At 32.3% G+C, this 12,218-nt stretch carries 9 protein-coding genes and 2 pseudogenes; all 11 read right to left on the bottom strand.

What is annotated here, in order from left to right; translation table 11 throughout:
* Positions 1-3 precede the first annotated feature (3 nt).
* Positions 4-1,221, bottom strand: coding sequence for an accessory Sec system protein translocase subunit SecY2 (gene secY2, locus HMPREF1048_RS03075; protein ID WP_001244257.1), 1,218 nt, complete (start codon positions 1,219-1,221; stop codon positions 4-6).
* 282 nt (positions 1,222-1,503) lie between these two features.
* Complete coding sequence (locus HMPREF1048_RS13395; RefSeq protein ID WP_004248220.1) at positions 1,504-1,734, bottom strand: hypothetical protein; 231 nt, start codon at positions 1,732-1,734, stop codon at positions 1,504-1,506.
* Positions 1,734-2,396, bottom strand: coding sequence for a glycosyltransferase family 2 protein (locus HMPREF1048_RS03070; RefSeq protein ID WP_004248234.1), 663 nt, complete (start codon positions 2,394-2,396; stop codon positions 1,734-1,736). Before HMPREF1048_RS03070 ends, HMPREF1048_RS13395 begins: the two co-directional genes overlap by 1 nt.
* A gap of 263 nt (positions 2,397-2,659) precedes the next feature.
* Positions 2,660-4,240: a glycosyltransferase family 2 protein gene (locus tag HMPREF1048_RS12415; protein ID WP_004248236.1), complete on the bottom strand. Its 1,581-nt coding sequence runs from the start codon at positions 4,238-4,240 to the stop codon at positions 2,660-2,662.
* A gap of 18 nt (positions 4,241-4,258) precedes the next feature.
* On the bottom strand, positions 4,259-5,143 hold the full coding sequence (locus HMPREF1048_RS03065) for a glycosyltransferase family 2 protein (protein ID WP_004248242.1): 885 nt from the start codon (positions 5,141-5,143) through the stop codon (positions 4,259-4,261).
* Between the two features lie 3 nt (positions 5,144-5,146).
* A complete protein-coding gene (locus HMPREF1048_RS0102015; protein WP_001010736.1) occupies positions 5,147-6,055 on the bottom strand; it encodes a glycosyltransferase family 2 protein in 909 nt (302 codons plus the stop codon).
* A 14-nt stretch (positions 6,056-6,069) separates the two neighbouring features.
* Positions 6,070-8,133, bottom strand: a complete 2,064-nt coding sequence (locus tag HMPREF1048_RS03060) for an SP_1767 family glycosyltransferase (RefSeq protein ID WP_000199923.1) — start codon at positions 8,131-8,133, stop codon at positions 6,070-6,072.
* A 27-nt stretch (positions 8,134-8,160) separates the two neighbouring features.
* Positions 8,161-8,949: pseudogene (locus HMPREF1048_RS13390) on the bottom strand (SP_1767 family glycosyltransferase); the annotation flags it as partial.
* 453 nt (positions 8,950-9,402) lie between these two features.
* Positions 9,403-10,398, bottom strand: a pseudogene (locus HMPREF1048_RS13385) (sugar transferase); the annotation flags it as partial.
* A gap of 269 nt (positions 10,399-10,667) precedes the next feature.
* Positions 10,668-11,555 carry a glycosyltransferase family 2 protein gene (locus HMPREF1048_RS03055; protein WP_000492712.1) on the bottom strand — a complete coding sequence of 296 codons (888 nt, stop codon included), beginning with the start codon at positions 11,553-11,555 and terminating at the stop codon, positions 10,668-10,670.
* A 2-nt stretch (positions 11,556-11,557) separates the two neighbouring features.
* The coding region (locus HMPREF1048_RS03050; RefSeq protein WP_000851437.1) for a glycosyltransferase family 2 protein at positions 11,558-12,218 on the bottom strand (661 nt) is incomplete at its 5' end.

Below are 12,218 nucleotides of genomic sequence, written 5' to 3'. Positions count from 1 at the left end.
CTCCTAAATCAATGGTTTATAAGTTTCATTTAATCTTAGAGCTTTCACTTCATCTCTGACTATAAAAATCATACCTCCGAACATCATAAACAAACCAGGAATCATTGCTACTCTAAGTAGTTTCTCATCAACCAATACAAATAACATAGGTCCTCCTGCCATTACTACATTAAAAACAGCACCAATAAGAGAAAACCTGAAAACCAATCGATTGATAAAACGACTCGTCTCGTCACCCGGATAGACTCCATAAATATACTCTCCTGATTTCTTCATTCGATCTGAAATTTGTTCCCCACTCATATTTACAAAAGCAAAGGCTATACTAAAAATAAAAAGAATAATCATATACATATAAATCCACAATGGTTTACCCATTGTATACTGAGATGAAATTTCAGTAAAAAGTAGATTTTCCGGAAAAATCGTCTGTAACAACAACAACAGATAAGTCGGTAAACTCAAAAAAGTCATTACATACATAAAAGGCATCCCTCCTGCAGGATTAAGCATAATCTCAAAATAGGAATATCTCTTAAAACGATTATGCAGGCCAATCTTATGAACTGCTATACGATAACGAGCACGATAAAGCAGGGCTACCAGATAAGTGAAAACAATCCCCATAATAATCAAACCGATTAAAACAAAAAGAGGTATGGGAACCGTCCGAAACGTTTCAATCAAATCTTGAGGAATGTTTAAAACCATTCCAATCAATAAAATAATCATAGAGCCCCCGATGCCTACCGTTGCATTGATGTCTGATAACCACACCAAGAAAAAAGCACCCGCTATCAACAGGCAGGTATTGAGGACAATAACTAACATTTTAGGCACATTGGACTGAATTGGGAGATTTAACGAAATAGCTAATGCCTGAATCAAAGCAATAAACAAGGTTAAGTACATCTGCCTTCTATTTTGTATTTCAACAGCTCCAGATGTCAGATTTAATTTTTTTGAAAAAGAAAGCATCTGCCATAAAATCATCGAAGACATCCATGGAGATAATCCTACTGAAAACAAGGATAAACTTCTCAAATTTCCACCTGTCATTGCTGTGGAAAAAGCTAAGTAGGCAGCAGTCCCTCCTAAAAATTCCCTATTATTCATATCTACAAAAGGGAGGGTCAATCTACTTCCTGCTATAAATATGAATATAAAAAATAATGTCGCGAGACCTTTTTTAACTGCGATAGATGAAAAAATATTTCTCATGTTCAATCCTACTTTCTAAAACTCGTTTCTAGTCTATTTCTACTGAGTAATTTATAATCATTATACTATCAGGTATTATATGATTTTTTGCTAATTTTTACATTACTATTATAACAAAAAAAGCAGAAAAACTGTGCTTCTAACTCCCTGTAGAGAAGTATTTAAATACCATACTTATAAGAGCTGTTGAATTTCAAAGTATATACTTAAACTACGATATCTCTTAAGTAGGCTGTTAACAAAAAGGTGCACTTTGATTTTAAATAAGTATAAGCATAGTTCTTATTCCTTCTCTGATTCCAAGAAAATGTTCAGCCTAAAACAAATATCTTTATATTCCTCAGTATCTGTTAATTGATGGTATTCTAAAGTTTGTTTGTAATCCTTTAAAAGGTTGACAAATCGAATGCGCATAACTGAGACGTCTAAACCAGCTAAAACAAGATCTGATATTTTCTTGGAGAATACTTCAACTAAATCTTTAGCCCATGAAATATCAAATTTAGTTTGCATTATACTACCTGAACGCGTTCTATATATATATATAGATTATCATTTACAAAAATTGTTCGTTTACTCCTTAAATATAGCCTATGGGTAGAAGCCTCATCATCAAATCGTCGACCATGAGTAAAAGAAATCTCATCGAACAATTCTTTTTTACATAATTTACATACAGTTACTATAAAAGCTGAACTATTCCATTTCCAAGCACCTGCCTGTCTATCGATTAACTCTTGAGATGTTAATTCTTCTACAACATAATCCTTATCCCATACATAAAAATAGTAATTTTTATCATTTTCATCGTAGATGCAATAATTGCCTATGACAATATCTGCTTGATGAGTTCTTGCCTGATCATACAGTACTTGAATCATACGTTCTTCTATCATATCATCTGAGTCAACAATGACAATATACTCACCTCTAGCTTGCTTGATTCCAAAGTTTTTAGCTATAGCTACTCCTTCGTTCTGCTTGTGAAATACACGAATGCGAGAATCATTTCTAGCAAATTGATCACAAATATTTCCAGATCGGTCTATCGAACCATCATCTACCAAAATAACTTCTATATTTGAATAAGTTTGTTTAAGAATACTTTCTAGACATTCCACTAGATATTGTTCTGTATTATATACAGGAACTATAACACTAATTAATTCTGTCAATTTTTCATATCTCCATTTTCTAATTATATATAAACATTCTGTCCATCTAAATACTTTCATCAATTAAAGAAAGTAACTCAGTATATCTCCTAAAAATTTCAGTATCTTGTAGACCGGCTTCTTTTGCTTCTTCCCATCCCTTTCTTATGTACCCTAAAGTGTTTTCCTTTTCATCAAAACTATTCCATTCCTTTATGGTATAGATAGCCAAACGTTCTAATACATACTCTAACTTGTCTATTAAGAGCTTTTCAGTTACTGTATTAATAATGCTTCCTTCTCTTACCTATCCTATATATATACAAAGATTTATTAATATAAGTACTGCGAGATGATTTCGCAAATAATTTATAATTTGTTCGACCGTCTTCTATAAGTTTACCTTTTGGAAACTGAATATTATCAAATAAGCTTCGACTAAAAAGAATACCCCAACTCGTTGTAAAAGCATAATCGCGTCGTTCCAACAAAGGGAGTCGATTAATTAACTCTTTCCTTTCATATGTTTCCTCATAATAGTCATCCCATACATGAACTAAATAATGGTTTTCTTTAACGTCAAATTGTGTATAGTTTGAAACAACGATTTCAGAATCATTTTTTAAAGCAGCTTGATACATATCATCAATATATGTTGGTTCAACCCAATCATCTGAATCTATAAAGGTTAGATACTTACCATTTGATCTTTCAATACCATAATTTCGTGCATCAGATAGTCCTCCATTTTCCTTTTCAAAATAGTGAAATCTGCTATCTCTAGCAACATATTCTTGGCAAATCTCTCCAGATGCATCTGGTGAACCATCATTTATCAGCAAAACTTCTATATTTGAATAGGTTTGATGTTCAATACTATCCAAACACATTCGAAGATACTTTTCGACATTATAAATTGGAACTATAATGCTAATTAGTTCTCCACCATTTTCTACTTCAATCTCTTTTACTTCATCTGTCAAAAATGGATATTGTCCTTGTTCAGCCAATTCTAATTTTTCACGTACTTCCTTTGCCTCATCAATATAGCCATGTTCTTCCAATTGCTCCAGTATTCTCTTTAATACATAGCGATACATATTAAAGGAAAGATTGATATCAATCCCTTCTAAATCTTTAGTTGATTTTATTCGCTCTTCCAAAGCCTCAATATAATCAAGATGCTTTACAGAAAATACACTTGACAAACCTTCATTATTAGAACGGTAAACATATGAATCTCCGTTAAAGGCATATATGCTTTCCGCATTCAAATATAATTTCCACATGATAAACTGATTTTCTGCATATCGCCCCAAAGGAAAGCGTAACTCCTTAAATAGTGTTCGCTTAAATAATTTACCACAAGCTGTTGAAAAATTAAAAAACTGAATATCAAGCATAGAATCTAAAAATTGAATAGCTTGAGTACTTGTAAATGATATCAAGGAATCTCTTTTAAAGTGATCTTTATAGAAATAAAAATCAGAACCATCAAAACGACTATAGCCTCCTATCATAATATCTGCATCACTTAAGGTAGTAGCTCTATAAAGTTTTTCAAGATGGTCTTCAAAGAGAAAATCATCCGCATCGAGAAATGTAACATAGTCTCCTTGAGCTAAATCTAATCCAGAGTTTCGCGCATCAGATACACCACCATTTTCTTTTTCAAAATATTTGAAACGGCTATCTAATCTTGCATATTCTTGACAAATAAATCCTGAATTATCCGTTGACCCATCATTTACCAGAAGCACTTCAAAATTTGAAAATATCTGTCCCAAAACGCTATCCAAACATTGTCGAAGGTAAGTTTCTACATTATATACTGGTATTATGATGCTTACCTGATTTTCTCTCATATTATTCACTCTCACTATCTAGTTCTCATCCTGAGAAATCAATATTAAATTTTCCTTAATATGGCGATATGTTTCTGTATCTTCCATACCCCAAATCATTCTCATGTTATATTCCGTAATTTTCAAAAAAGTTATGTAACGATCAAAATGCTTCGTCACATCATATCCCATAATAGCTAAAAGAGCTAAACGTTCTGCTATATGATTTAGTTGAGCAGTGACTAAAGGATAAATCTTGCTCTTAGTTATTCCAGAGTCATTTTCTCTATAAATATAAGTGTCTTTGTGAGCATATACAATTTTGTCTACTTGAGTGTAAATTTTATAGATTAATGCAACATCTTCACCTATAACACCTTTGGGGAAGCGTAAAAATGAAAATACACTCCTCTTGTACAATTTTCCCCATATAGTAGAAAACGACAAATCATTTCTTTCAAGAATAGCTAAATTATCTAATAATTCTTCTGAACTATAATTTTTTTCATAGTACTCTCCAAATGTATGAAGATAGAAAGTAGCATTAGAGGTCTGATAATTAGCATAGTTTACGATAGAGATATCTACATTATTGCTTACTAATGCAGTATAAAGAACATTCAGATGCATTTTATCTAAAAAATCATCCGAATCAACAAAAGTAAGGTATTCTCCCTGCGCCTGTTCAATTCCATAATTTCGAGCATCCGAAAGACCACCATTTTCTTTTTCAAAATAACGAATACGTGAATCTTTTTCAGCGTATTCTTGACAAATTAAACCTGAGTTATCTGTCGAACCATCATTTACCAAAATAACTTCATAATCGCTAAACGTCTGCTCTAAAATGCTATCCAAACATTGTTTAAGATACTCTTCAACGTTATAAACCGGCACAATAATACTAATTAATTGATTTTCCATATCTTACTCTCTAATATTTTTTAAAAATAGGTACTCCCCTTTATCAGCATATTCCACTTTTTCTCGTAATTCCGCTTCTTCTTTAATAAAACCTTTCCCTTCCAACATAGAAAGATTTCTCTTCAAAGCAAATTTATACTGATTAAATGCCAATTCCATAGGATAATCTAATTCTGGCATCTCCATTAAGGTATGAATACGCTCCTCAATCGCTTCAATAAAATCCAAGTGAGATAGATTATAATTTTGCGTCAATCCCTTATAATTTACTCTATATGCATAGACATCTGACTGATAGCGAACAATCACATCACTTGCAAGATATAATCTCCACATAATAAATTGATCTTCCGCATATTTCCCTTTAGGAAAACGAATGGTTTCAAACAAATTCTTTTTAAACAACTTACCCCATACAGCCGAATAGCGAAGGAATGGGTAATCTTCCATACTATCCATACCTTCAATAGCCTCTTTTGCTGATATACGAGATAACATTTCCCCATCTTTATCTGGATTATACAAATAAAACACTCCTTCTTTAAAGTGGCAAAATGATCCTACTACCATATCAGCATTTGTCAAAATACTAGCATAGTATAAATTTTCGATGCTTTTTTCAAACATAAAGTCGTCTGGATCACAGAAAAAGATATAGTCTCCACTAGCACAATCTAAACCTACATTACGTGCATCCGACTGTCCGCCATTTTCCTTATCAATATAGATAAAACGCGGATCATCTTTTGTCAACTCTTTTGCAATCTTTATACTGTCATCTGGACTACCATCATTCACAATAATAATTTCCAAATTACTATAAGTCTGCGATAAAATATTATGAATACAATGTTCTATGTATGCTTCAACATTATAGACAGGGATAATAATTGATATTAATGGAAAATTCATATATTTACACCTTTCTACTTAGACAAATCTACAACAATTTGACTATTATAATCTTCATCCTCTACAAATTCAATTCCCTGATCAAAATTAAATTCTGCTGTATGCTTATATTTTAGTTGTACCTTTGTCTCTGCTCCCATTTTCATCCATTCATACTCTGGATCAATATGTCCAAGATCTAAGGTACGATACCCTAATTGAGATAAGCGATAAGCCAATATTTTAGCTGTTGGCCCAAGCATTAGTAAAATTAGTCGTCCTTTCGCATGATCTAAAATGGCTTGCTGAATAGCATCTACTTTAGAAAAAGCATGGTGGGAAGGGCAAATAATGCGTTTTATGGAGAGAGCTTTGTTAAACAAGTCATTACCAACTCCTGATCGCGTAGTTGCTCCCTCAACAATGAGTATATCTTTATACTCAAATAAAGATTTGAGCTTTTCAAATTGAGTAACAGCATGACTCTTATCTTTATTATCAATATAGAGTCTTGAAATCCAGGTCGAACCATATCCTTTGGTCTGACAAGTCTCTTGGAAAAATCTGCCATAATCATCCAAAACTTGTTTCCAAAATTTTTCTGAATCTTCATTTTGGAGAAAATGTCCCTTAAATATCTCAAAAATCTCCGGTAAACAAATTAATACTTTATTTTCTATCTCGCCTGCATGTAACAATATTTCTCTCATTTCTTGAGCTAAATCTTCTTGATACTCCTGATATGCGATACTTTTTCCATTTATCAGGTTGAATTCACCATCCCCAAATCGAACCAAGGACTTCTCCGTTTTCATCAGTTCATCCAAGGTTTCATCTATGGACATGACTGAAATATCAAATAATTCTTCTTGTTTAAATACTTGACTAAATCTATCTACTCCAACTTCAGAAAGTAAACGAATAGCATCGTCAAGCTTTTCAATTTCTTTTCTCAGAAATAAATACTGATCTACCTTTCCCTTATGCGTAGCATAGAATGAAAAAATAGGTTTCTTTAGTTGCTCCATTCTTGTAAAAATAGCTTCATCTATATCCCCATAATTAATATTCAGATAAGCATCAATATCCTTAAATAATTCTTCCAAGGTAGCTGTAGTGCACTCTGGATGTAAATAGACATTATCTAACTGTCCTAAACCATTCAGATATGAACCTACTGGAGTGTAAGTAGCTATATGGAAGCGATGTTCTGGAAAGGTAGTTACTAAATGTTCAATTCCTTCAAATTGTTCTGTTCCTGTTAAGGTAAAGAAATCCAATCCTTGCTTTTCTTTTTTTAAAGAAAATTCACCTAGATGATGGGCTAATACCTGAGAAAGCTCTAAATTATAAAATTCCCACCATTTTTCACGAAATCTGTAAGAAACTGAACTATTCCATGGTTTTCTATTAGTTGTATAATGAATCACAAGTGGTTCATCCTCTAGATTAAAATGTTCTGTCCAATGATTATAAAAAGCAACCAAATCATAACCTACCTGAACATTAAACCGCTTATCCAACTCTAACCAATTATCCTGAAAAACAGAGTTCAATATCGTTTGATCTCCGTTAAAATGTTCCAATTCCCAATGTTCGCTTTTCTTACCTTCAGATAACTCTAAACATTGATCCGAAACAGATAAATCCTTCCATTGTAGATTATCAATAAGCATGACACCGGTATTAAAACTACCATCCACATCACGTACAGCAGCTACTGGAAAGCCTTTTAAATCTGTTAAGAAAAAAGAGGTTAAGCTACCATTAACAATAATATCTGTATCTAGATAAAGCACTCTCTCCCTATCAACAAGACGAGGAATAAAATACTTAGCATAGGCAATCGGACTAATATGATTTTGCGTTCTCCACTCATCTGAAATCAATCCCATATCAAAGGGAATATTGTAAAGTTCCCCTCCCAAATTTCTCACTATACGTCTCATTTTTCTAAACCAATCTGGCATAATACCTTGATTGATGATATAAAAATCGACTGATTTATTGTGATACATGATGGATTTCATGGTCACAGTCAATTGTTCTGTATAAGCTTGATCAGCAATCAAAACGATTGCAATTCTATCTGATGTCATTTCTCCTCCGAAATCCCATGATTAATACTATTCTGCACTCAAGTCTACAACAACCTGACTCAAATATACTTCATCATCTACTAATTCTATTTCTGTATCTAGATTAAACTCTGCAGTATGCTTGTTGTATAATAAAACCTTATTTTCAGCTCCCATCTGCATCCACTCATACTCAGAATCAACATGTCCGATATCAATTGCCTGCATACCCTTATTTGCAAGTTGATAGGCTAAAACCTTAGCTGTAGGACCTAGCATTAACAAAACTAAACGTCCATCAGCATGGTTCATTATTGCTTCCATTATCTCATCTTTCTTATCATAGGCATGTCGAGATGGGCAAATAATTCGCTTGATACTATTGGCGCCATCAAATAAATCATTTCCTACCCCAGATCTAGAAGCATATCCTTCTACGATAAGGATGTCTCTTCCTTCCCATAGTTTTTTCAACTTTTCAAATTGAGATTTTGCTTTTGATTTATCTAAAAAATCAATATAAGGTCTGGAAATAAAAGTTGAGCCGTACCAAGAATTTTTACAATACTCTAGATAAAATTCCTCATAATCCTCTAAATATTGTCTCCAAAATGCCAAGGCATCTGGAACAAAAGAGAAACGATTTTTTAACCCCTCTTGTAAACCAATGACTAATGTAGGACTACTTTCTTGATTAAAAATAAATTTCAATTCTTCTGCAAGTTTAGAATCAGATTTCTGATAATTAATAGATTGTCCTAGCATGATTGCAGCCTCGCCATCACCAAAGCGAGCTATTGAAGATTGATGCTCCAGAATATAATCCAGCGTTTCATCTATGGTCTGCACTTCAAAATCAAATGGTTTATTGGGCAATTGTTTTGTTTCAGCATAGTTCCTAATTGCAGCTACCATAGTATCAACATTTTTGATAGAAAAGAGATACTGTCCTTTTTCCCCATTTTGTGTTTTATAAAAGGCAAAGCTAGGAATATTTTTTTCTAACAAGCCATTAAATACACCATCTACTTCCCCACCATAGTTAATATCCAAATATAGATCAGTCTTGTCTAGTAGTTTGTCAATCTTTTCTGAATCTGAGGCCGGATATAGATAGACATTTTCTTTCTCGGCCAAGTTTGTCAAACGTGGTCCCATAAGAGTTCTAGCAGCAATGCTAAAATCACATTCAGGAAGTTGTTCTACTAGGTATTCAATTTGTTCCAAATCCTGACTATTTGTAACTGTCAATAGTTGGATACCTCGTGATTGTTGATTGTGGCTAATTCCTAATTCAAAAACTGCTTGCAATAAAAATTGTTTTGCAAAAAAACCTTGACTTAGTAAAAAGGAAAAATAACCTACTCTACTAGACATTTGAAGATAGGCTTCTTCTGATAGTTGTTCCACCAAATGGCTTGCTTCCTCTAAGTTATCAACTACAAAGCCCAATCCTTGCTCTACTATAAAGTCCGAGTTAGACAAGGTAGCAGGAATAATAACAGGAATGCCTGCAGCTAAATAAGTACTCAACTTATAAGAAACATTCATACTGTAATACTCTATATTTTGTTCCTCATTTTGATGTGTAGTCCAAACTAGTCCAAATCCGCCTCTTGATAACTCTAGGAGCATTTCTTCATCAGTCTTCCAACCCGCAATATGAACTTGATGCGATAAAGAAAGCTGTTCTTCATTTGAAAATACAGTTAGGGGAACTGTTCCCTCCCAAATTTTTAATTCTGGAAAACGGCTTAAATTCCCTGCAAAATAGATTTCTTTTTTAAATCTAGGTTCATGTAAGTCCAAATCATGAGGATGATCCCACATTCTTTGAAAAATAATTTTTTTAACATTCAGGCCATTTTGAAGCAGTTTCTCTTTCATAGCTTCTGATGGTAAGATGATACTATCTGCCATGTTGTATAGATTGATGTAATCCTGCATCAGAAATTCATTTGCTTTAAACATCAGGGGAATCACATCATGAACAAATATAATAATTTTCACATTGAGAAGTTTCAACTTACTTAAAAATTCTCTTTCAAACTCTATACCATTCCAAGTTGGAGTCTGAAAAACCACTACATCTCCCATTGAAACACTTGCTAGAATTCCGTCTAATCTTCTACTTCTCTCTTCTACAGTTTCAGCTGATGCATGGTAAAAATAAATCCCTAACTCTCTAAATCCTAGTTGACTAGCTATCTTTTGAACAGCATTTTGAGCAATGGTTGCTGTACTTTCTCTAGCCATTCCATATAAATTGGTAATATGGATTTTCATATTTCTAATTGATTCCTTTCGTTGTGTTTAAGGTGCAACAACAAATTTAAATTTCTAGGTGTCATTGCTTAATAAAGGATAATAAACCACGACTGTAGTCATAAAAATTTATAATAGAATAAAAAAATAATTAAACTAGTATTTTTTAAAATTTCTTCCTCATGATTTTCTGTATTTCAATATACAATTATCAATAATTGAAAGCATTTTGACTTATATAAATGATTTAGATGTATGACCAAAATAAACTTTTCCTCTGTTCACTCACTCTACTCAGCTACCTTAAATAAAAACAGTATCTCCTCAAGCCATCTATAAGTTGCATCTGATTCTTGGTTACTATTTTTTAATTCATCTAGACTAATTTCTAAGTGAATAAGCAAATTCTCTATATAACCTCGTATATTTCTACCATTAGTAGCTAAAATAGAAATAAAACTTAACCGTTGTTGGATATCACTATACTTGTTCTTCGCATCAATATATTTTAAACTAGCATTTCCATACTTCCTATAATTATAAGTATCTTTGTTTACATATACAATTTTATCAGAAATTAGATATAATTTATACCAAAATTCCATATCTTCACATAAAGTAGTATACTCATTAAACCGAATTATTCCCAAAGCCTTTTTTGATATTATTTTCCCAAACGTTAAGCCATAAGATTGGTCATACCGCTCTAAAACAGGTAATTCCTCAATCAACTGATATTGTTCAAAAATTCGTTTTTCATATCCTCTTTGATAAGAATGCACATAATAACAATTATCCTCCATATTAAATTGCTTATAAGTAGAGATAGCTATATCTGCCTTTTCATCTATCAAAGCTCTATATAGCACTTCTAAATGATCCGAATCTACCCAATCATCCGAATCTATAAAGGTGATATATTGCCCTTTTGAACATTCAATACCGAAGTTACGTGCTGAAGAAACTCCACCATTTTCCTTTTCAAAATAACTGAAACGAGAATCTTTAGAAACATACTCTCTACAAATATCAGCAGAATTATCTGGAGAACCGTCATTTATTAATAAACACTCAAAATTTTGATAAGTCTGACTCATAATACTATCTAGACACTGTCTCAAATAATTTTCAACATTATAGATAGGAACTACAATACTGATTAATTCTTGACTGAACATTTTTATTCCCCTTCTAATAAAAATATAATTTCTCTTACCCACATCAGCATTTCAGCAAACTGAACTTCTTCATCTAACAATTTTCTCTCTAAAAAATATAAATATTTAATACAATTATCTACATGAGTCCTGATATTCATTCCTCTAGCAGCAATTATTGCAATGAAATTTAATCGCTGCTGAATATAACCACGAATTTTTTCTTCTTCAAAATGTCTTGAATCATCGTTATTGGTTCTATAAATATAGGTATCTTTATTTTCATAGACAATTTTTCTAGAGGTCAGATATAGTTTATACCAAAACTCCATATCTTCTCCGTAACCAGTAGAACAATTAAAGTAATTATATTTTAATAATTCTCTCGAAACTAACTTACAACTAACAAAGACATACGTACTATCATACTGTTCTAGTGATGATAAAGAAGCAATCAATTCTTTATTTGTAAACACTTTTCTGTCATATCCTCTTTGATAAGAATGCACATAATAACAATTATCATCCATATTGAATTGTTTATAAGTAGAGATAGCTATATCTGCTTGTTCTTCTATCAAAGCTCTATACAGTACTTCTAAATATTCAGAATCTACCCAATCATCCGAATCAATAAAGGTGATATATTCTCCTTTCGAACGTTCGATACCTAGATTACGTGCA

Origin of the sequence: Streptococcus mitis SK575 (genome assembly GCF_000257865.1) — a bacterium.
GTDB classification, from domain to species: Bacteria; Bacillota; Bacilli; order Lactobacillales; family Streptococcaceae; genus Streptococcus; species Streptococcus mitis_CQ.
This window is presented reverse-complemented; position numbering and strand designations above follow the sequence as displayed.

Excerpts from the sequence above, each read along its gene's own strand:
- HMPREF1048_RS12415 (WP_004248236.1), bottom strand. The coding sequence starts at position 4,240 with ATGAGAGAAAATCAGGTAAGCATCATAATACCAGTATATAATGTAGAA.
- HMPREF1048_RS03060 (WP_000199923.1), bottom strand. The coding sequence starts at position 8,133 with ATGACATCAGATAGAATTGCAATCGTTTTGATTGCTGATCAAGCTTAT.
- HMPREF1048_RS03055 (WP_000492712.1), bottom strand. The coding sequence starts at position 11,555 with ATGTTCAGTCAAGAATTAATCAGTATTGTAGTTCCTATCTATAATGTT.
- HMPREF1048_RS03065 (WP_004248242.1), bottom strand. The coding sequence starts at position 5,143 with ATGGAAAATCAATTAATTAGTATTATTGTGCCGGTTTATAACGTTGAA.
- HMPREF1048_RS0102015 (WP_001010736.1), bottom strand. The coding sequence starts at position 6,055 with ATGAATTTTCCATTAATATCAATTATTATCCCTGTCTATAATGTTGAA.
- secY2 (WP_001244257.1), bottom strand. The coding sequence starts at position 1,221 with ATGAGAAATATTTTTTCATCTATCGCAGTTAAAAAAGGTCTCGCGACA.
- HMPREF1048_RS13395 (WP_004248220.1), bottom strand. The coding sequence starts at position 1,734 with ATGCAAACTAAATTTGATATTTCATGGGCTAAAGATTTAGTTGAAGTA.